This window comes from Seohaeicola nanhaiensis (assembly GCF_042654245.1).
GTDB classification, from domain to species: domain Bacteria; phylum Pseudomonadota; class Alphaproteobacteria; order Rhodobacterales; family Rhodobacteraceae; genus Seohaeicola_A; species Seohaeicola_A nanhaiensis.
This window is the reverse complement of sequence record NZ_JBHSGI010000005.1, coordinates 387,170-407,656: the sequence shown is the minus strand read 5'-3', so window position 1 is coordinate 407,656 and position 20,487 is coordinate 387,170. Positions and strand designations below refer to the sequence as shown.

General features: G+C 67.2%; 20 protein-coding genes. 13 read left to right on the top strand and 7 right to left on the bottom strand.

What is annotated here, in order from left to right; genetic code table 11:
* Window positions 1-4: 4 nt before the first annotated feature.
* From ACFO5X_RS09315 to ACFO5X_RS09295, 5 genes are all read right to left on the bottom strand, one after another.
* Window positions 5-562, bottom strand: coding sequence for an RNA ligase family protein (locus ACFO5X_RS09315; protein ID WP_380717093.1), 558 nt, complete (start codon window positions 560-562; stop codon window positions 5-7).
* A 131-nt stretch (window positions 563-693) separates the two neighbouring features.
* Window positions 694-1,620, bottom strand: a complete 927-nt coding sequence (locus tag ACFO5X_RS09310; RefSeq protein WP_380717092.1) for a metal ABC transporter permease — start codon at window positions 1,618-1,620, stop codon at window positions 694-696.
* Window positions 1,617-2,822, bottom strand: coding sequence for a metal ABC transporter permease (locus tag ACFO5X_RS09305; RefSeq protein WP_380717091.1), 1,206 nt, complete (start codon window positions 2,820-2,822; stop codon window positions 1,617-1,619). The genes ACFO5X_RS09310 and ACFO5X_RS09305 overlap by 4 nt, the downstream gene beginning before the upstream one ends.
* Window positions 2,823-2,826: 4 nt before the next feature.
* A complete protein-coding gene (locus ACFO5X_RS09300; RefSeq protein ID WP_380717090.1) occupies window positions 2,827-3,621 on the bottom strand; it encodes a metal ABC transporter ATP-binding protein in 795 nt (264 codons plus the stop codon).
* Window positions 3,621-4,574: a metal ABC transporter solute-binding protein, Zn/Mn family gene (locus ACFO5X_RS09295; protein WP_380717299.1), complete on the bottom strand. Its 954-nt coding sequence runs from the start codon at window positions 4,572-4,574 to the stop codon at window positions 3,621-3,623. Before ACFO5X_RS09295 ends, ACFO5X_RS09300 begins: the two co-directional genes overlap by 1 nt.
* A 182-nt stretch (window positions 4,575-4,756) precedes the next feature.
* Here ACFO5X_RS09295 and deoC point away from each other — a divergent pair, with 182 nt between their 5' ends.
* From deoC to ACFO5X_RS09265, 6 genes are all read left to right on the top strand, one after another.
* A complete protein-coding gene (gene deoC / locus ACFO5X_RS09290) occupies window positions 4,757-5,746 on the top strand; it encodes a deoxyribose-phosphate aldolase (RefSeq protein ID WP_380717089.1) in 990 nt (329 codons plus the stop codon).
* Between the two features lie 96 nt (window positions 5,747-5,842).
* The gene (locus ACFO5X_RS09285) at window positions 5,843-8,179 is read left to right on the top strand and encodes an aldehyde dehydrogenase family protein (RefSeq protein WP_380717088.1); all 2,337 of its coding nucleotides are present in this window, start codon (window positions 5,843-5,845) and stop codon (window positions 8,177-8,179) included.
* 288 nt (window positions 8,180-8,467) lie between these two features.
* On the top strand, window positions 8,468-11,233 hold the full coding sequence (gene fdhF / locus ACFO5X_RS09280; RefSeq protein WP_380717086.1) for a formate dehydrogenase subunit alpha: 2,766 nt from the start codon (window positions 8,468-8,470) through the stop codon (window positions 11,231-11,233).
* A 31-nt stretch (window positions 11,234-11,264) separates the two neighbouring features.
* Window positions 11,265-12,464: a Zn-dependent hydrolase gene (locus ACFO5X_RS09275; RefSeq protein WP_380717085.1), complete on the top strand. Its 1,200-nt coding sequence runs from the start codon at window positions 11,265-11,267 to the stop codon at window positions 12,462-12,464.
* A gap of 69 nt (window positions 12,465-12,533) precedes the next feature.
* A complete protein-coding gene (locus tag ACFO5X_RS09270) occupies window positions 12,534-13,139 on the top strand; it encodes an ATP-dependent Clp protease proteolytic subunit (RefSeq protein ID WP_380717084.1) in 606 nt (201 codons plus the stop codon).
* 2 nt (window positions 13,140-13,141) lie between these two features.
* A complete protein-coding gene (locus ACFO5X_RS09265; protein ID WP_380717083.1) occupies window positions 13,142-13,891 on the top strand; it encodes an NYN domain-containing protein in 750 nt (249 codons plus the stop codon).
* A 106-nt stretch (window positions 13,892-13,997) separates the two neighbouring features.
* Here ACFO5X_RS09265 and ACFO5X_RS09260 read toward each other — a convergent pair whose 3' ends face one another.
* The gene (locus ACFO5X_RS09260) at window positions 13,998-14,687 is read right to left on the bottom strand and encodes a gamma-glutamylcyclotransferase (protein WP_380717082.1); all 690 of its coding nucleotides are present in this window, start codon (window positions 14,685-14,687) and stop codon (window positions 13,998-14,000) included.
* 201 nt (window positions 14,688-14,888) lie between these two features.
* Here ACFO5X_RS09260 and ACFO5X_RS09255 point away from each other — a divergent pair, with 201 nt between their 5' ends.
* From ACFO5X_RS09255 to rnk, 3 genes are all read left to right on the top strand, one after another.
* Complete coding sequence (locus ACFO5X_RS09255) at window positions 14,889-15,278, top strand: Ig-like domain-containing protein (RefSeq protein ID WP_380717081.1); 390 nt, start codon at window positions 14,889-14,891, stop codon at window positions 15,276-15,278.
* 230 nt (window positions 15,279-15,508) lie between these two features.
* Window positions 15,509-15,925 carry a hypothetical protein gene (locus ACFO5X_RS09250; protein WP_380717080.1) on the top strand — a complete coding sequence of 139 codons (417 nt, stop codon included), beginning with the start codon at window positions 15,509-15,511 and terminating at the stop codon, window positions 15,923-15,925.
* Between the two features lie 66 nt (window positions 15,926-15,991).
* Complete coding sequence (rnk, locus tag ACFO5X_RS09245) at window positions 15,992-16,399, top strand: nucleoside diphosphate kinase regulator (protein ID WP_380717079.1); 408 nt, start codon at window positions 15,992-15,994, stop codon at window positions 16,397-16,399.
* A gap of 4 nt (window positions 16,400-16,403) precedes the next feature.
* Here rnk and ACFO5X_RS09240 read toward each other — a convergent pair whose 3' ends face one another.
* Window positions 16,404-17,021 carry a TetR/AcrR family transcriptional regulator gene (locus ACFO5X_RS09240; RefSeq protein WP_380717078.1) on the bottom strand — a complete coding sequence of 206 codons (618 nt, stop codon included), beginning with the start codon at window positions 17,019-17,021 and terminating at the stop codon, window positions 16,404-16,406.
* A gap of 123 nt (window positions 17,022-17,144) precedes the next feature.
* On the opposite strand from ACFO5X_RS09240, the gene mbfA reads away from it, so the two are divergent.
* The 4 genes from mbfA to ACFO5X_RS09220 all read left to right on the top strand — a co-directional run bounded on the left by mbfA (window position 17,145) and on the right by ACFO5X_RS09220 (window position 20,450).
* Complete coding sequence (mbfA, locus tag ACFO5X_RS09235; protein ID WP_380717077.1) at window positions 17,145-18,119, top strand: iron exporter MbfA; 975 nt, start codon at window positions 17,145-17,147, stop codon at window positions 18,117-18,119.
* A 110-nt stretch (window positions 18,120-18,229) separates the two neighbouring features.
* Window positions 18,230-19,159, top strand: a complete 930-nt coding sequence (locus ACFO5X_RS09230) for an AEC family transporter (RefSeq protein ID WP_380717076.1) — start codon at window positions 18,230-18,232, stop codon at window positions 19,157-19,159.
* Between the two features lie 17 nt (window positions 19,160-19,176).
* Window positions 19,177-20,007 carry an S-formylglutathione hydrolase gene (gene fghA / locus ACFO5X_RS09225; protein WP_380717075.1) on the top strand — a complete coding sequence of 277 codons (831 nt, stop codon included), beginning with the start codon at window positions 19,177-19,179 and terminating at the stop codon, window positions 20,005-20,007.
* The gene (locus ACFO5X_RS09220) at window positions 20,004-20,450 is read left to right on the top strand and encodes a YaiI/YqxD family protein (protein WP_380717074.1); all 447 of its coding nucleotides are present in this window, start codon (window positions 20,004-20,006) and stop codon (window positions 20,448-20,450) included. The genes fghA and ACFO5X_RS09220 overlap by 4 nt, the downstream gene beginning before the upstream one ends.
* The last annotated feature ends 37 nt before the right edge of the window (window positions 20,451-20,487 follow it).

The window sequence follows — 20,487 nt, the reverse complement described above, 5'->3', positions numbered from 1 at the left end:
GATGTTAATCTTTGGCTAATTGATTGGGGATGAGTTCCGCCTTCATCCAGTGGGTTTCTGTTTGAATGTGACCTGCCCTGACATATTTTCCTACATGTCTGGGCATGTCGCTTTCCGGGAAAGAAGCTGCAATCCTTGCCACAAAGCCTTCTTGATTCGTCAGGTCGAGCGCCTGCGCCAGGTCATCGAACAGACCTGCACGGTAAGCCCCTCTATAAAGCGTTGAAACAGGCTGGATGCCCAGTTCCTCAAAGCGGGCCAATGTCAGATCCCACGACTGGATTTCATCTTCGATAATCCAAGCGAAGCCTAAAAAATACGACGGCAGAGCATCATAGGCGACCAAATGGCGGGCATACAGGTTCTCTCCAACAATACGTTCACCCTTTGCCAGAAACGGTGAAATCCCTGCCGCAAATGCCTTGAGCCAGTCTCGTGATGGATGATGACGGCTATCCGGGCTGCGTGCATGACAACCGGCTGCGTGAATTGTAGTATTCTCACCATCCATCTTTTCGGTGACAACGAGGTCATCCACCATCAGGCCTTCGAGCGATGACATAATCTTGTCGTCACTCGTGGCGCCAGATGAAATCGGGAGGTGGAAGGTGCGACCATATTTCTTCTTAGCGATGCAATAGCACGATGGCCGACGGGCAGCTATGGGCTCCAGACCCTCGCGCAATGCAACCCTCACCCCGCCGGGGCGCCCGATCTCTGGCGGCGGGGGGCGAGGCGGGCGGCGAGGGCGAGGATGAGGCCGGCGACGGTGGCGATCATGCCGGCGGCGCTGACGGCGTCCTGGGCGCCGAGCCAGAGCGGGCCGTAGCCGGCGAGCACGTAGCCGATGACGGCGGAGAGGGTCGCGAAGAGGACGCTCCAGCCGATCTGGCGTTCCAGCCGGTCGGTCATCAGCCGGGCGGCGGCGGGGGGGCAGATGAACATGGCGATGACGATGATCGAGCCGACCGCGTCGAAGGCGGCCACCGCGGCCACGGCGGCGACGATCACCAGCGCCAGTCCAAGCGCGCCGGTGCGGATGCCGATGGTGCGGGCGAAGCCTTCGTCGAAGGTGGATATCTTGAGCGCGCGCCAGAACAGGGCGATGAACAGGGCGACCCCGGCGAGCGTTACCGCCATGCGGAAGAGCTCGGGCGGGAGGCCGGCCAGCGCGGCGGGGTCGAGCAAGGAGGCCCAGCCCTCGGCGTCGAGCCAGATCAGGCTTTCGAGGTTGCCGTAAAGCGCGTGTTCGACGTCGAGATGGACGCTGGAGGTGTCGGATTGCTCGAGCAGCAGCACGCCGCCGGCGAACATCGAGGTGAAGACGACGCCCATGGCCGCGCCGGGTTCGATCCGCCCGAGGCGGCGGATGGCCTCGATCAGGGCGACCGCCAGCACCGCCGCGCCGGCCGCGCCCAGCATCATCGGCCAGGTGGCGACCATGCCGGTCAGCAGGAAGGCGACGACGATGCCGGGGAGGACGACGTGACTGATGGCGTCGCCGATCAGCGCCTGACGCCGCAGCACCAGGAAGTTGCCGGGCAGGGCGCAGGCGATGGCCGCGAAGATGCCGATCAGCATTGGTGGCAGCGAGAGGGGGACGAATTCGGCGCCGCTCATGCCGGGACGCTCCTGGGGCCGCCGATCTGGCGGTCGATCTCGGCGATCTGGTCGGCGGTCATCACCGTCTCGATGTCGCGCAGGCCGTCGTAGAGGGCGGCGGCGGCCTCGTGGGCAAGGTCGCGGCGCACGATCTCCCAGCGCTTTTCGTCGCGCAGGGCCTTGGCGGCGCGGGCGCGGCCGGCCTCGGTTGCCACGCCGTCGGCGCGGGCCAGCCCGGCGCGGCGCAGCAGGCGCAGGGTCAGGCGTTCGTAGATCGGCTGGCCCTGGGCGAGCGCCAGCAGGCCCTGGCGCAGGTGCACCTGACGGCGGTACCAGAGGTGGCGCAGCAGGGCGGCGAGCACGCCGCGCGAGGGCGCGAGGAAGAGCGAGAAGGCGAAGAGCGCGAAGGCCACCAGCACGATGATCGGCCCGGTCGGCAGTCTTGGCGCGGTGGCCGAGACGGCGGCCCCGGCATAGCCGGCGAGGCCGCCCATCGCGCCGGCGAGCAGGGCGACCATGCCGGCGCGGTCGGTCCAGAAGCGGGCGGCGACGGGGGGGATGATCAGCAGGGCGACGATCAGGATCAGCCCGACGATCTTCAGCCCGATGACGGTGACGGCCATGACCAGCCCCATCATGGCAAGGTCGACGCGGTGGGTGTCGATGCCGCGCGCGGCGGCGTATTCGGGGTCGAAGGCCACCAGCGTCATCGGCCGGTGCAGGACGAGGACCAGCGCCAGCACCAGCGCGCCGCCGATCAAGATGGCGACGGCGTCGTTCCAGAGCATCCCCGTGGTCGAGCCGAGCAGGAAGGATTCAAGGCCCGCCTGCCGCCCCGAGGTCATGGTCTGGATGACGGTCAGCAGCACGATGCCGAAGCCGAAGAAGACCGAGAGGACCGCGCCGATGGCCGCATCCTCGGCCAGCCGTGTGTTGCGGGTGAGCCAGCCCATGCACAAGAGGCCCGCCCAGGCCGAGAGGGCCGAGCCGGCCATCAGGCCGAAGAGGTTGCGCCCCTCGCCGCCGAGGGCGACCATCAGGATGAAGGCCAGCCCGACGCCGGGCAGGGTGGCGTGCGAGATGGCGTCGCTGACCAGCGCGCGTTTGCGCAGGAAGAGGAAGGTGCCGGTGATGCCCGCAGCGACGCCCAGCAGCGCCGCGCCGATGGTCACGAGCGAGGCGTTGTAGCCGAGTTGCAGCAGCAGCGCGTCGGTGAGCATGGCCCTATCCCAAGGCGCGCGAGAGCTGGTCGACCTGCGCGGTGGCGAGACGGCCGCCGTAAGTCGCTTGCAGGGTGTCGGCGGTGAAGGTCGTCTCGACTGGGCCTTCGGCGACCTTGCGGGTGGCGATCAGGAAGACGTCGTCGAAATAGTCGCGCACGGTGGCGAGGTCGTGGTGCACCACGACGACGGTGCGGCCCTCGGCCTTCAGCGCCTTCAGGACGCCGATGATCGCCTTTTCGGTGGCCGCATCGACTCCGGCGAAGGGTTCGTCGAGCAGGTAGAGGTCCGCGCCTTGCGCCAGCGCGCGGGCGAGGAAGACGCGCTGTTGCTGGCCGCCCGAGAGCTGGCCGATCTGGCGGTCGGCGAAATCGCGCATCCCGACGCGGTCGAGACAGTCGAGCGCGCGCGCCTTGTGGCTGCCCAGCACGCGGCCGAGCAGGCCCAATTCGCGGTAGAGGCCCATGAGGACGACGTCGATCACGCGGGTGGGGAAATCCCAGTCGACGCTGGCGCGCTGCGGCACATAGGCGATCCGGCCGCGCATCGCGTCGAGCGGCTGGCCGAAGGCGCGGACCTGTCCCGAGAGGGGCCGCACGATCCCGAGCGCGGCCTTGAGCAGGGTGGATTTGCCAGCGCCGTTCGGCCCGATGATCGCGGTCATCCGGCCGGGGCGCACGGTCATGTCGACCGAGAAGACGGCGGGTTTCTGGCCATAGGAGACGGTCAGGCCGCGGATGGCCAGCGGGCTGTCCTGGGGGATTGTCTGCTCTTCCGAAGGGCTTGCGAGTTCCAGCATCAGAGGCCCACCGTCAGCTTGCCGTCCATGCCGCGCGCGGGCACATCGGCCCCGAGCGCGCCGGCGATGACGGTCACGTTGTGGTCGATCATGCCGAGATAGGTGCCCTCGTAGCTGCCGTCGGGCCCCATCGCGTCGCTGTAGAGCTCGCCGCCGATGCGCACGGTGTGGCCCTTGGAGGCGGCACCTTCGACAAGGGCGCGGATGTTGCGGTCGGAGACCGAGCTTTCGACGAAGACCGCCGAGATCTGACGGTCGACCAGCACGTCGACCAGTTGGGCGATGCGGTTCAGGCCGGCCTCGCTTTCGGTCGAGATGCCCTGGATGCCGAGCACCTCGATATCGAAGTCCTGACCGAAATAGCCGAAGGCGTCATGGGCGGTGACAAGCACGCGCTTGGCCTCGGGCACCTTTGCCATGGCCTCGGCGGCATAGGCGGCAAGGCGGTCGATGTCGGCCTGATAGGCCACGGCATTGGCGGCGAAGGTTTCGGCGGCGTCGGGGCTGGCGGCGGTCAGCGCGTCGCGGACGGCGGGAATGACGTCCTTCCAGAGGCGCGGCGACATCCAGACGTGGGGGTCGAACTTGTCGGCATATTGCGCATGGGCGCGCAGCCGGTCACGGGGCAGGCTGTCGGCCACGGCCACCACCTGCCGCTTGCGCGCGAGATCCTGGAAGAACTCTTCCATCTGCGCCTCGAGATAGAGACCGTGCCAGAGCACCAGATCCGCGCGGGTAAGGGCGACGATGTCGCTGCGGGTCTGGCGGTAGGAATGGGGATCGACGCCGGGGCCCATCAGCCCCTTGACCGTCACCAGATCGCCGCCGACTTGGCGGGCGGCGTCGGCGATCATGCCGGTCGTCGCAACGATGTTCAGAGGGGCCTGCGCCGAGGCGCGGGTCGCAAGCGGGAGGGCGGCCAAGCCCAGAAGGAAATGTCGTCGCGTTGTCATGGTCAACCGTGATTTCATCGCTTCGGCTTGAATATGCAACTCATTCGCAAGAAGTCAATGAGATTGAGAATTATTCGCATCTAGGATCGGCCAGGTGCCGCGCGGATGGGCAGGGGCTCGCTTGACCGGGGTTGGGGGCGCATGCGAAGTTGCGGGCCGGAAATGGCTGCGGAGGACGCCCGATGACAACTGCCGCCGCGGAACGCACCGCGCAGCTGCCGCAGGTCGCCGAGCCGCGCAATCCGGGGATGGACCTGGACATGGACTGGGTCCGGGGCGTGCAGGCCAATACCTCGGCCATCGAGCGGCGCGCGGCGACATTGCCGGGGCGGCGGTCGGTCAAGAAGGCGCATCAGGCGGCCTGGCTGCTGCGCGCGATCAGCTGCATCGACCTGACGACCCTGTCGGGCGACGATACCGAGGCGCGTGTCCGTCGGCTCTGTGCCAAGGCGCGCCAGCCGGTCGCGCCGGCGCTGCTGGAGGCGCTGGGAATGGAGCGGCTGACGGTGGGGGCGGTCTGCGTCTATCATGACATGGTCGCTGCGGCGGTGGAGGCGCTGGAGGGGTCGGGCATTCCGGTTGCCGCCGTCTCGACCGGATTTCCGGCCGGGCTGTCGCCCTTCCACCTGCGCCTGGCCGAGATCGGCGAGAGCGTGAAGGCGGGGGCGCAGGAGATCGACATCGTGATTTCGCGCCGCCATGTGCTGGGTGGCAACTGGCAGGCGCTCTATGACGAGATGCACGCCTTTCGTGCGGCCTGCGGGGCCGCGCATGTGAAGGCGATCCTGGCGACGGGGGAGTTGGGCACGCTGCGCAACGTTGCCCGCGCCTCGCTGGTCTGCATGATGGCGGGGGCGGATTTCATCAAGACCTCGACGGGCAAGGAGAGCGTGAACGCCACGCTGCCGGTGTCGCTGGTGATGGTCCGCGCGATCCGGGAGTATCACGAGCGGACGGGGATCCGCATCGGCTATAAACCGGCCGGGGGGATTTCCAAGGCGAAGGACGCGCTGGTGTATCTGTCGCTGATGAAGGACGAACTGGGCGACCGCTGGCTGCGGCCCGACCTGTTCCGCTTTGGCGCGTCGTCACTGCTGGGCGATATCGAGCGGCAGCTGGAGCATTACGTGAGCGGCGCCTATTCGGCGGGGTATCGTCATGCGATGGGGTAGGGCGCCGGGCGAGCGCCCGCCGGCGGCTTTGCCGCCTTGTTCCGGGCGGTTGGTTGTCTCGACCGGCGGCGGTACATCGCAAGAAGGACACAGAGCATGACCGTGAGCGAGATTTTCGAGAGCATGGACTATGGCCCCGCCCCCGAAAGCGCCGCCGAGGCGCTGGCCTGGCTGGTCGACATGGGCGACCGCTTTGGTCATTTCATCGACGGGGGCTTTACTGAGCCCGGCGATGGGTTCGATTCGAAGAACCCCGCCACGGGCGAGACGCTGGCGACGCTGACGCAGGCGACGCAGCAGGATGTGGATGCCGCGGTGAAGGCCGCGCGCAGGGCGCAGGGCAAGTGGGAGCGGCTGGGCGGGCCGGGGCGGGCGCGCTATCTCTATGCCATCGCGCGGCTGCTGCAGAAGCATGCGCGGCTGTTCGCCGTGCTGGAAACGCTCGACAACGGCAAGCCGATCCGCGAGAGCCGGGACATCGACGTGCCGCTGGCGCAGCGGCATTTCTATTACCACGCGGGCATGGCGCAGCTGATGGAGGAGGCGCTTCCGGGGCGGGTGGCGCTGGGCGTCTGCGGGCAGATCATCCCCTGGAACTTCCCGCTGCTGATGCTGGCCTGGAAGGTCGCGCCGGCGCTGGCGATGGGCAATACCGTGGTGCTGAAACCGGCGGAATATACCTCTCTGACCGCGCTGCTCTTCGCCGATATCTGCCGGCAGGCGGGGCTGCCGAAGGGTGTGGTCAACATCGTCACCGGCGATGGCGCGGTGGGCGAGATGATCGTCAAGGCGGAGGTGGACAAGATCGCCTTTACCGGCTCGACCTCGGTCGGTCGCCGGATCCGGGAGGCGACGGCCGGGTCGGGCAAATCGCTGACGCTCGAGCTGGGCGGCAAGTCGCCGTATATCGTTTTCGAGGACGCCGACATCGACAGCGCCATCGAGGGGCTGGTGGATGCGATCTGGTTCAACCAGGGGCAGGTCTGCTGCGCCGGCTCGCGGCTGCTGGTGCAGGAGGGCATCGCCGAGCGGTTCCACGAGCGGCTGCGCGCGCGGATGGACAAGCTGCGCATCGGCGATCCGCTGGACAAATGCATCGACGTGGGCGCGCTGGTCGATCCGGTGCAGCTGGCGGCCGTGCGCGAAATGGTCGAGGGCAATGCCGCCGGGCAGATGTATCAGGCGCGGGTGCCGCTGCCGGCACGGGGGTGTTTCTATCCACCGACGCTGATTGCGGGCCTCGCGCCGTCGGATGCGCTGATGCAGGAGGAGATTTTCGGTCCCGTCCTCGTGTCCTGCACCTTCCGCACGCCATCCGAGGCGGTCGAGCTGGCCAACAACACGCGCTATGGGCTGGCGGCGACGGTCTGGACCGAGAACGTGAACCTCGCGCTCGATATCGCGCCGAAGCTGGCGGCGGGGGTGGTCTGGGTGAATGCGACCAACCTGTTCGACGCGGCGGCCGGGTTCGGCGGGGTGCGGGAGAGCGGGTTCGGGCGCGAGGGCGGCTGGGAGGGGCTGGCGGCCTATACCAAACCTGTCGGGACAGCCCGCGTGTTGAAACGGGTGGACGCCTTTGATGGGGCCGGCGGCCCTGCCGATCCGATCGACCGCACCGCCAAGCTCTATGTCGGGGGCAAGCAGGCGCGGCCCGACGGCGGCTATTCCCGCGCGGTCTGGTCTCGTTCGGGCGCCTTGCTGGGGCATGTGGGCCTTGGCAACCGCAAGGATGTGCGCAATGCGGTCGAGGCGGCGCAGGGTGCGGCGGGCTGGGCGAAGACGACCGGGCATCTGCGGGCGCAGATCCTCTATTACATCGCCGAGAACCTGTCGGCGCGCGCGACGGAGTTCGCCCGTCGGCTGGATGCGATGACCGGCACGCGCGGCGGCGCGAAGGAGGTCGAGGCCAGCATCCAGCGGCTGTTCACCTATGCGGCCTGGGCGGACAAATACGACGGCCGGGTGCATGGCGTGCCGATCCGGGGCGTGGCGATTGCGATGAACGAACCGGTGGGGGTGATCGGCGCGCTCTGCGCCGACGAGGCGCCGCTGCTGGGGCTGGTCTCGGTCATGGCGCCGGCGCTGGCGATGGGCAACCGCGTGGTGCTGGTCGCCTCGGAGCCCTATCCGCTGGCGGCGACGGATTTCTACCAGGTGCTCGACACCTCGGACGTGCCGGCGGGCGTGGTCAATATCCTGACCGGAAGCCATGCCGAGCTGGCCGGGCCGCTGGCCGGGCACCTGAACCTCGATGCGATGTGGAGCTTTTCCTCGACGCCGCTGTCGGAGGCGGTCGAGCGGGCCTCGGCCGGCAATCTCAAGCGCACCTGGGTGAACGACGGGCGGGCGCGGGACTGGTTCGCCAATGACAGCGCCGAGTGGCTGGCGCAGGCGAGCGAGGTGAAGAATATCTGGGTGCCCTACGGGGAATAGGGGGCGGCATCCGCCGCCCGCGCCCGTTCCGGCCGCGCAATCGCGCTTTGCGCGATGCCTGCGGCGCAGGTATTTTTCAACCAGAGAAGCATGGGGCGGGCGCTGGCTGTCTCTCTACGTCCCGGAAGCCTCGGGGGGCGGGCGGAGCGCTGTAATCGAGCCGAGCGGAAGAACATAACTTTCCGATCCGCGTCATGGGTGGCGCAAATCCCCTCTGTCCTGTCGGGTTTGGGCGTGGGTTTTTGGGCCCGAACTGCGCTATAAGTCGCGAAATGCTAGGAGGCAGCCATGGCCGAGACCATCCGTTTCACGCTTGACGGGACCGAGATCGACGCGCCGAAGGGCCTGACGATCTGGGAGATCGCCAACGGCCGCGGGCTGGTGATCCCGCATCTCTGCCACAAGCCGGCGCCGGGCTATCGCCCTGACGGCAACTGCCGCGCCTGCATGGTCGAGATCGAGGGCGAGCGCACCCTGGCCGCCTCGTGCATCCGCGAGCCCGCGCAGGGGATGGTGGTCAAGACCGCGTCGGAGCGCGCGGTGAAGGCGCGGGCGATGGTGACCGAGCTGCTGGTGGCGGACCAGCCGAAGCGGGAGGAGGCGCATGACCGCTCGTCGCATCTGTGGGACATGGCCGATCTGAACGGCGTGACCCACAGCCGGTTTCCGGCGATGGAAAAGGATCATATACCGCTGCTGGACGACAGCCATGTCGCCATGCGGGTCAATCTCGATGCCTGCATCCAGTGCAATCTGTGTGTGCGCGCCTGCCGCGAGGTGCAGGTCAACGACGTGATCGGCATGGCGGGGCGGGGGCATTCGGCCTATCCGGTCTTCGACATGGACGACCCGATGGGCGCCTCGACCTGCGTGGCCTGCGGCGAATGCGTGCAGGCCTGCCCCACGGGCGCGCTGATGCCGGCGACGGTGCTGGACGACGCCCAGCAGGGCGACAGCGCGGATTACGACAGTGAGGTCGCCAGCGTCTGCCCCTTCTGCGGCGTGGGCTGCCAGGTGTCGCTGAAGGTCAAGGACGGGCGGGTGAAATATGTCGAGGGGATTGACGGGCCGGCGAACGAGGGGCGGCTGTGCGTCAAGGGGCGCTTCGGGTTCGACTATATCCACCACCCGCACCGCCTGACGGTGCCGCTGATCCGCCGCGAGGATGCGCCGGCCAAGGGGCTGAACGTCGATCCGGGTAACTGGCAGAGCCATTTCCGGGAAGCCAGCTGGGAAGAGGCGATGGACTTTGCCGCCCGTGGCCTGAAGGGGCGGGGGCGCGAGGTAGCGGGCTTTGGCAGCGCCAAATGCACCAACGAGGAAGCCTACCTGTTCCAGAAGTTCATCCGGCAGGGGTTCGGGCACAACAACGTCGATCACTGCACGCGGCTGTGCCATGCGTCGTCGGTCGCGGCGCTGATGGAGAACGTCGGCTCGGCCGCTGTGACCGCGACCTTCAACCAAATCGAGAACGCGGATGTCGCCATCGTCATCGGCGCCAATCCGGTCGAGAACCACCCGGTTGCCGCGACCTATTTCAAGCAGTTCGCCAAGCGCGGCGGCAAGCTGATCGTGATGGATCCGCGCGGTGTCGGCCTGCGCCGCTTTGCCTCGCACATGCTGCAGTTCCGGCCCGGCGCGGATGTGGCGATGCTGAATGCGATCATGCATGTGATCGTGGAGGAGGAGCTGTACGACCGGCAGTATGTCGAGGCCTATACCGAGAACTTCGCCGCCGAGGTCGCGCATCTGAAGGATTTTGCGCCCGAGAAGATGGCCGAGGTCTGCGGCATTCCGGCCGAGGTGCTGCGCGACGTGGCGCGGACCATTGCGCGGGCCGAGGCGGGGATGATCTTCTGGGGCATGGGGGTAAGCCAGCACATCCACGGCACCGACAACTCGCGATGCCTGATCTCGCTGGCGCTCATGTGCGGCCATGTCGGGCGGCCCGGCACCGGGCTGCATCCGCTGCGCGGGCAGAACAACGTGCAGGGGGCGTCGGATGCGGGGCTGATCCCGATGTTCCTGCCGGATTACCAGAGCGTGACGGATGACGGCGTGCGGTCGGCCTTCAGCGAGGTCTGGCAGTCGGGCGACTTCTCGAACCAGAAGGGGCTGACCGTTACCGAGATCATGGATGCGGTCCATGAGGGGCAGATCAAGGCGATGTATATCCTGGGAGAGAACCCGGCGATGTCGGACCCGGATGTGGAACATGCCCGCGACGCGCTGGCGAAGCTCGATCACCTGGTGGTGCAGGACATTTTCCTGACGGAAACGGCGAACTATGCCGACGTGATCCTGCCCGCCTCGGCCTTTGCCGAGAAATCGGGGACCGTGACCAATACAAACCGCCAGGTGCAGATGGGCCGGCCCGCCGTGCCGCCGCCGGGGCAGGCGCGCGAGGACTGGGCGATCACGGTGGATCTGGCGCGGCGCTGCGGGCTGGACTGGCACTATGACAGCCCGGCGGATGTCTTTGCCGAGATGAAGCGGACGATGAAGAGCTTTGACAACATCACCTGGGACCGGCTGGCGTTGGAGAACGCAGTGACATACCCCTCGCTCTCGCCCGAGGATCCGGGGCAGCCGATCGTCTTTGGCAGCGGCTTTCCGCGCGCCGGGGGGCGGGCGAAGTTCACGCCGGCAAGCGTGATCGCCCCCGCCGAGGCGCCGGATGCGGACTATCCGATGATCCTGACGACGGGGCGGCAGCTGGAGCACTGGCACACCGGCTCGATGACGCGCCGGTCCAGGGTGCTGGATGCGGTGGAGCCGGAGGCGAATTGCTCGCTCCATCCCTCGACCCTGCGCCGGCTGGGGGTCGAGCCGGGCGGGATGCTGCGGCTGACCACGCGGCGGGGCAGCATCGAGATCATGGCCCGCGCCGACCGCGCGGTGGCGCCCGACATGGTCTTCCTGCCCTTCGCCTATGTCGAAGCGGCGGCGAACGTGCTGACCAATCCGGCGGTCGATCCCTATGGCAAGATCCCCGAGTTCAAGTTTTCGGCGGTGCGGGTGGAGCCGGCGGGTGTGCCGGCGGCGGCGGAGTGATGCAGAAATCCGGGCGCGGGGTGGCGGCGTCATGGTGAAGCCCGACCGTTTCCTGGCCGATCTCGAAACCCTGCGCGGCTTTGGTGCGGCGGGGGTGGGCAAGGGGGTGATCCGTCCGGCCTTTTCCGAAGCCGATATCGCGGCGCGGAAGTGGCTGGCGGCGCGGATGGAGGAGGCGGGGCTGGTGCCGCATTTCGATCCGGCGGGCAACCTGTTCGGGCTGGCCGAGGGCCGCTCGCTGCTGCTGGGGTCGCATTCCGACAGCCAGCCCGAGGGCGGCTGGCTGGACGGGGCGCTGGGCGTGATCGCGGCGCTGGAGGTGGCGCGGGCCGCGCGCGCGGCGGGCGGGCCGGCGGTTTCGGTCGTCAGCTTCCAGGACGAGGAGAGCCGGTTCGGCGTGACCACCGGCAGCGCGATCTGGTCGGGCACCCTGCCGCTGGACGAGGCGGATCCGCTGACCGATCATTCCGGCGTGCGTTTTGCCGAGGCGCGGGGGCGCATGGCGGCGCTTGCGGGGGACTTCGTCGATCCTGGGCGGTTCACCGGCTATATCGAGCTGCATATCGAACAGGGGCCGGTGCTGGATACCGCGGGCGAGCGGATCGGCGTGGTCAGCGACATTGTCGGCATCCGGGACATGCGTATCACCTTCAGCGGTCAGCAGAACCATGCCGGCACCACGCCGATGCACCTGCGGCGCGACGCCTTCCAGGCGCTGGGCGCCTTCAATGCGGCGATTGCCGAGCGGTTTCGGAATGTGGTCACGCCGGCCTCGGTCTGGACCATCGGGCATGTGACGCTGCATCCCAATGCCTCGTCCATCGTGCCGGGGCGGGCGACCTTCTCGATGCAGTGGCGCGACGGGGACACGGCGCGGCTGGCGCGGATGGAGGAAATCGTGCGCGCCACCGCGCAGGAGATCGCGCAGGAGCGGGGGCTGGGCCTGAGCTTTGGGCCGCTGCTGGGGCTGGAGCCGGTGACGATGGACGCGCGGCTGCGCGCCGCGCTGGAGACCGGGGCCGAGGCTGTCGCGCCGGGCAAGTGGCGCAAGCTGCCGTCGGGGGCGCTGCATGACGCGACCAACGTGGCGCGGCTGATGCCGGTGGCGATGCTGTTCGTGCCCTCGATCGGCGGCATCAGCCACGATTTCGCCGAGGATACCGCGGACGACGACCTGGTGGCGGGGCTGGAGGTGCTGGCGCGGGCCGCGGATATTGTCGGGCGCGGGTGACGCCACCCGTTGAACCTGCCGCGCCGAGCCTCTAGGTTCCACCGGAACGCTCCATGGAGACGAGACGCGATGCAGTATGACCTCAACGACGATGACGAGACCCGCCCCGAAGAGCAGACGGATGCGCCGCCGACCGGCAAGGCGGAACAGCTGTTCTTCAAGTCGCGCAACGTCATCATCACCGGCGCCATCGACGACAAGGTGGCGCGCCGCGCCGTGATGCAGCTGCTGGCGCTGGCAGAGGACAGCGACGAGCCGATCAACGTCTTCATCTCCTCGCCCGGCGGCCACGTCGAATCCGGCGACATGGTGCATGACATCATCAAGTTCATCCGCCCCAAGGTGCGCACCATCGGCTCGGGCTGGGTGGCGAGCGCGGGGGCGCTGATCTTTGTCGGGGCCGAGCGCGAGAACCGCTATTGCCTGCCCAACACGCGGTTCCTGCTGCACCAGCCCTCGGGCGGGATCGGCGGACAGGTCAGCGACCTGATGATCCAGGCCGAGCAGATCCGCATCATGTCGGAGCGCTTCCACAAGCTGTTCGCCGAGGCCACCGGCCAGACGCCCGAGAAGATCGCCGAGGACACCCGGCGAGATTTCTGGCTGACCACCAAGGAGGCGCTGGATTACGGGCTGGTCGGCAAGCTGATCCATTCCGTCGACGAACTGTCCTGAGGATGAGCGATCCGCGCAAGCTGCTGGCCGTTCTGATCGATGCGGACAATATCTCTGCGAAATATGCCGATGCGATGTTCGAGGAGATCGCCTCGCTGGGCGAGGCGAGTATCCGGCGCATCTATGGCGATTTCGCCGGGGGTGGTCCGCAGGGGTGGAGCAAGGACAAGCTGGCGGCGCTGGCCATCGTGCCGCACCAGCAGTTCGCGAATACCACCGGCAAGAACGCCAGCGACATCGCGCTGGTGATCGATGCGATGGACATCCTGCATTCGGGCCGGTTCGACGGGTTCGTGCTGATCTCGTCGGACAGCGATTTCACCCGTCTGGCCAGCCGCATCCGCGAGCAGGGGCTGGATGTCTTCGGCATGGGGATGCGCAAGACGCCCATGGCCTTCGTGAAGGCCTGCAAGCGGTTCATCTATGTCGAGAACCTGGTGCCGGATACCAAGGCCAAGCCACGCCCCGAGCCGGTGAAGCCGGCCGAGACTGTGGCGGCACCGGCGGCGGCCGAGGCGCCGGCAGCGCTGGAGGATCCGAGCAAGCTGGTGATCCGGGCGATGGATGCGATCAACCAGGATGACGAATGGTTCACCCTCGGCCAGATCGGGCAGTATATCAGCGCGGCGAACCCGGACTTCGATACGCGCAGCTATGGGAAGAAGAAGCTCAGCGATCTGATCAAGGAGCTGAAGCTGTTCGAAACCCGGGTGGGCGAAGGCAATCAGCTGATGGTGCGCCGGCTGGATTGACCCATTTTCAGGCGTCCCAGCTGGGACGGGGGGTCAACTATCTGATTTTGCTACAGATTATCGGAGTGACGATTCCGGGGCGCCCGGCGTCCCGGTTTCCGCCACGTCACGGCAGCCGCGCCAGTTCGGCCGCCACCAGTTTCTGCAGGCGCCAGAGCTGGCCGTCGCGGATGCCGTGGGCGCCCAGCGATTTCATCGTTTCGTGCAGGTATTCGACGTTCGAGCCGGCATGGCCGCAGGCGCGCGCGATCAGGCGGGCGGTGGCGTCGATGCCGAGATCGGTGCGGAGTTGCTCGCCTGCCGGGGGCGCGTAGAAGGTGAGGGCGGAGAGGGGGCCCTGCGCCGTCTCGACCGTCAGCCAGGTGCGCGAGCCGAGCAGCTGGTCATACGGCGTTTCGCGCCGCACCAGGGCCGCGACGGATTGGTGGATCTGCGTTTCGGGCACCTGCTGCGCCAGCCCGGTGCAGCGGCCGCCGGGCAGCAGGGCCATCATAAGTCCGGGGGCGTCGGGCGTGCCGCGCCAGGAGGTGAGTTCGATGCAGAAGGCGCGATGCCAGCCGTGGACCACGCCGCGCAGGGTGGCAGCGGGTTCGAACTCGGGTTTCCACAGCAGAGAGCCATAGGCGAAGACATAGAGTGGCCCGGGCGGACGCTCGGCGAGGATCGTGTCGGCCTCGGCGGCGATGGCGGCGTCGTCCAGCCGGGTCCAGCCGTCCAGTTCGGAGTCGTCCGGTTCCGGAACGCATCGGAAGGCGCGGGAGACAAGGTGATCGGTCAGATGCATAGGGCGGGACATGGGGCGATTTCTCTGCGCTGCGGCGGCAGTGTCAAGGGGTGCCGGGAGGAAAGGCCTTGCCCGCGCCCGGACAGGCGGGCCAACCTACAAATCTTTTGCACTGTCGGCGGTTTCGCGTAAAAATTGAAACAGCCAAAACCCTGACAATCCATTGAGTTAGGGTTTCAGCTGTTTACGAGACATTTTATGTGGAGTTTGACCATGAATTCTAGGTTTGGGCTTGCTGTCATCGCGCTGGTCGGGAGCGCGATCTGCGCCTCGGCCGCGCAGGCGGAATGCAAGGGCACCAACGGTCGCGGCTGGGCCAGTGGCAAGGGGCAGGGCGAATTCGAGATGACGACCAAGGACAAGAGCTGCAAGATCAGCTATGTCGGCTTCATCTTCGAAAATCCGAAGAAACGCATTGAGGCGATGGAGGTCGCGCTGACCAAGGCGCCGAGCAACGGGACTGTGTCGATCGTTCCGGGCAAGGGGCTGCTTTACACGCCTGCGGCGGGCTTCAAGGGCAAGGACAGGTTCTGCACCAAGAACACCACCCCCGAAGTCAAAGGCCAGTCGCTGCGCGGCTGCATCACTGTTACGGTGCGCTGAGCGGCGCGTTTTCTGTCGGGCGCCGGTCCCTCTGGCCCGGCGTCTTGACTTCGACCGATGGGTTGCCCATCTTTCAGGCATGATCACGCGGCACGCCTTTTCCCGGTTTCTTCTGCTGACCCGAGCCTTCGCTCGGGCGGTCTGAAGTCCGGCGTTTCCGCGACCTCCCGAGATACTTTTCCCCTGACCTGGAATGACGACGGGCCTTGGCCCGTCTGTGGAGAACGATCATGTCGATTTGCGAGCAGAACCGCCTGCGGGCGGGCCCCGCCCTCACGCCTCCGGCTTTCGATCCGGCGGAGTATGCGCTGACGCCAGAGGTGCGGGAGTGGCTGGGGCCGATGCTGGAGGATGCGGAGCTGCCCGGCGCGGTGGCCGAGATCCTGCGGGCCAAACGAGCGGGCGCGCGGACCGTGGCGCCGGACGAGCCGCGTGCCCTGCCGGGACGGCAGGTGGTCTACATGGCCAGTGGCGGCGGGGCGCAGAGCGCCTGGCTAACCGATGCGCCGGCGGCGCAGGCCGGGCAGGTTTCGGTGGTTTCGCTGCTGGGGGCAACGCTGCTGGGTATGAGGCCGCTGCAACGCGCGCCGCTGCCGCGCGACGGCGGCGTTGCAACGCTGGTGGTGCTGGCCATCGCGGCGGACTGACGGGCCGAGACCTTAACACTGAACACGAAGAGCGCCGCCGATCTGGCGGAAATGAAAGGACATATCATGACCACAAATACTCAGAGACCGCAGCGGCAGCCGAAAATCGTTCTGGCGCGCGAGACGATGGCGCGCATCGAGGCGCTGGCCGAAGGGGCGCTGCAGCGCAATCCCGCCCTGGCCGATCTGTTGCTGGAGGAACTGAACCGCGCCAAGGTGGTCTCGGGCGACCGCTTGCGCGCCGATATCGTTGCGATCGGGCGGCCGGTGACCTATCGCGACGAGACCAGCGGGCAGGAGCATACGGTGACGCTGGTGTTCCCCGAGGAGGCCGATATCTCGCAGGGGAAAGCCTCGCTGATGACACCGGTGGGTGTGGCGCTGATCGGGCTGGCGGTGGGCGCGACCTTCCGCTGGACGGCGGGGGACGGCGAGGCGCGCGCGGTGACGGTGCTGAGCGTGGGCGAGCCCTAGGCGCTCAGACGCCGTAGCGGGCGAGGAAGGTGTCGACGGCATTGCTGACAACGGCGGCGATCTCTTCCGGAGAAAACTTGGTCTGGATGCCGAAAACCGCGCGATTCCAGAGCCTTGCCTTGCAAAGTTCGGCGAATTGTTCGGCCGCCATGTCGAGGTCGTCGATGCGCAATTCGTTGCGCGCGACGGCCTCGGCCATATAGGCGCGGAGCTGGCTTTTGCCGTTCTCGGGGCCGTTGATGTAGAAGGTGCGCGCCAGTTCGGGAAAGCGGTCGCGTTCGGCCAGACAGGTGCGAAAGCATTGCTGGGCGAAGTCCGAGAGCAGGAAGGGCACGATCTGCTGGGCCGCGATGGTCAGCACCTCGCGCGGCGGCGCGGTCGGGTCGACCAGTTCCAGCGTCCGCTCGGCCATGCGGCGGCATTCGGTGGTGGCCACCTCGATGAAGAGCAGCCGCTTGTCGGGGAAATAGCTGTAGAGCGTCGCCTTGGAGACTCCGGCCACGCGGGCGATGTCGTCGACGTTGGCGCCCTCGAACCCGTCGGCCATGAAGACCTCGCGCGCGCCTTCCAGAACCTGGGCGAATTTGCGGCCGGTGCGGACGATGGGGGCGTGGGGGCTCATGGAGACTCCTTCATTCCTGATGTCGAATATAAACCGATTGGTTCAGTTTCAACAACTGAGAGAAGGGTGATTGCCAAACGCCACCGGGTGGGTATGTTAGAATCGTTCTAATAAGAGGCGGTCATGCGCTTTCTCACGCAACGCAAACGATTTTCCGACCTGAGCGAGCAGGAAATCCTGGCCCTGGCGATCTCGTCGGAAGAGGATGACGCAAGGATCTATCGCGGCTATGCTGAACGGCTGCGGGCGGATTTTCCCGCCAGCGCGGGCCTGTTCGACGGCATGGCGGCCGAGGAGGACGAGCATCGCGCCCGGCTGCTGGCGCTGCACGAGGCGCGCTTTGGCGCCGTGGTGCCGCTGATCCGGCGCGAGCATGTGGCGGGGTATTACTATCGCCGCCCCGTCTGGCTGGTCGAGAACCTGGGGCTGGAGCGCATCCGCGAAGAGGCGGAGGGCATGGAGAAGGACGCCGAGCGGTTCTATCTGCAGGCCGCCGCGCGCACCACGGATGCGGCGACGCGCAAGCTGCTGGGCGATCTGGCGGCGGCGGAGGCCGGTCATGAGGCGACGGCGGGCGAGCTGGAGGCGCGGCTGCTGGACGGCGAGACGCGCAGCGACGAGGATGCGACGGCGCATCGCCAGTTCGTGCTGACCTGGGTGCAGCCGGGACTGGCGGGGCTGATGGACGGCTCGGTCTCGACCCTGGCGCCGATCTTTGCCACCGCATTTGCCACGCAGGACACCTGGACGACCTTCCTTGTTGGCGTCGCCGCCTCGGTCGGGGCGGGGATTTCCATGGGCTTCACCGAGGCGGTGTCGGACGACGGGGAACTGTCGGGGCGCGGCTCGCCGCTGAAACGGGGGATCGCCTCGGGCGTGATGACGGCCGTGGGCGGGCTGGGGCACGCGATGCCTTATCTCATCCCGCATTTCTGGACCGCCACGGCGATTGCCTTCTGCATCGTCTTTGTCGAGCTCTGGGCGATTGCCTGGATCCAGAACCGGTATATGGACACGCCGTTCTTCCGCGCGGCCCTGCAGGTGGTCCTGGGTGGCGCGCTGGTGCTGGGGGCGGGGATCCTGATCGGGAGCGGGTGAGCCTTGCAATCCGGCTGCGCCGGAGCCTCCGGCGGGGATATTTCCGGCAAGAGGAAGCCGATACGCGAATGCTTGCGGGGGCGCGGACAAGCGGGTAACCCGGTCCGGACATGATCGACATCTTCCTGCGCACGCTGCCGTTCTTCGCGATCATCGGTCTGGGATACTGGGCCGGCTACACCCGCTTTTTCACGGCGGAGGCGACGGCCTACCTGACGAAGTTCGTGTTCTACTTTGCCCTCTCGGCGATGCTGTTCCGCTTTGCCGCGAACCTCGACATGGCGGCGGTGTTCAACGGGCGGCTGATCGCGGGGTATCTCTGGGGCACCGCCTTTGTTTATGGCATCGCCACGGCGGTGGCCTTTCTGCGCGGGCTGAACGTGCAGGTGGCGGCGATCGAGGCGCAATGCGCGGTGATCGGCAATGTCGGCTTTCTGGGCCTGCCGATGTTCGTGATCCTGTTCGGCGAACAGTCGATCGGTCCGATGATGCTGGTGCTGGCGACCGACCTCATCGTCTTCTCGTCGCTGATCGTGATCCTGATCAACGGCGTGCGCGACGGGCGGATGCGGCCTGCGGTGCTGAAGACGGTGGGGCTGGGGCTGGTCAGGAACCCGATGATCGTTGCGATCTCGGCCGGGATGCTGTGGAGCGCCTTCGCGATCCCGGTGCCGGCGGTGATGAACGATTTCCTGACCGTGCTGGGGGGCGCCGCGACGCCCGGGGCTCTGTTCGCCATCGGTGCCTCGCTGGCCGGGAAATCGGCCGAGCGCATCGAGGTGGCGGGCTGGCTGACCTTCTGCAAGCTGGTGCTGCATCCGCTGTTCGTGGCGGTCAGCGTGCTGGTGATCTTCCCGCTGAAGCCCTATGAGGCGACCATCGTGGTGGCGGCCGCGGCGATGCCGGTGGCGGGGAACGTGTTCATGCTGGCCCAGCACTACGGCGTCGCGGCCAAGCGGGTGTCGGCGGCGATCCTGTTTTCGACGGCGATCAGCATCCTGACCTTCCCGCTGGTGGTCAGCTGGGTGTCGCCGTCCTGAGTTTGAAGGAGAATGAGATGAAGACGGTTTCCGAAAATGCCTGTTTCGGTGGGGTGCAGGGGGTCTATTCCCATGCCTCGACGGCCTGCGCCTGCGACATGACCTTCGGCCTGTTCCTGCCGAAGGAGGCCAAGGCCGGGCCGGTGCCGGTGTTGTGGTATCTCTCGGGACTGACCTGCACCCATGAGAACGCGATGACCAAGGCGGGCGCGCAGGCCTGGGCGGCGCGCGAGGGGATCGCGCTGGTCTTTCCCGACACCTCGCCGCGCGGCGAGGATGTGGCCGATGACGAGGCCTATGACCTGGGCAAGGGCGCGGGGTTCTACGTGAACGCGACCGAGGCGCCCTGGGCGCCGCATTACCGGATGTGGGACTATGTGGCCGAGGAGCTGCCGGCGCTGATCGGGCGCGATTTCGCGGTCGATCTGGAGCGGCAGTCGATCACCGGGCATTCGATGGGCGGGCATGGCGCGCTGACGCTGGCGATGGCGCTGCCGGGGCGGTATCGCTCGGTCTCGGCCTTTGCGCCGATCTGCAATCCCTCGGGCGCGGACTGGGGCCGCAAGCAGCTGACCGCCTATCTGGGCGCGGATGAGGCCGCCTGGGCGCGCCACGATGCGTCGAAGGTGATGCGCGAGACGGGCTTTGACGGGCCGGTGCTGGTGGATGTCGGAACCAAGGACCAGTTCATCGACCTGCTGCGCCCCGAGACGCTGGCGCAGGCGGTGGCCGAGCGGCGCCAGCAGGCCGAGCTGCGGCTGCAGCCGGGCTATGATCACAGCTATTTCTTCGTGTCGTCCTTCATGGAGGATCACGTGAGTTTCCACGCCGAGGCGCTGGAGGCGTGATCTATGTCGATGCAGATGCCTGCCCGGTGAAGGCCGAGGCGGAACGGGTGGCGACGCGCCACGGGCTGAAGATGTTCCTCGTCTCGAACGGCGGGCTGCGGCCGCCGGCCAATCCGCTGGTCGAGACGGTGATCGTGGCGAGCGGCGCGGATGAGGCGGACATGTGGATCGCCGAGCGCTGCGGACCCGGCGACGTGGTGGTGACGGCGGATGTGCCGCTGGCGGCGAAATGCGTGGCGGCGGGGGCGCGGGTGCTGCGGCATACGGGCGAGGCGTTTACCCAGGCGAATATGGGCCAGCAGCTGGCGATGCGCGATCTGATGGCGGATCTGCGGGCGGCCTCGCCGCTGGCGCAGGGCGGCGGCGGCAAGCCCTTTACAAAGGCGGACCGGTCGCGTTTTCTGGATGCCTTGGAACGGGAAGTGCGCGCCGCCAAACGCTAGCGGTGGCGCGATTTTTCAGGGAAAAATCGTCAAAAAT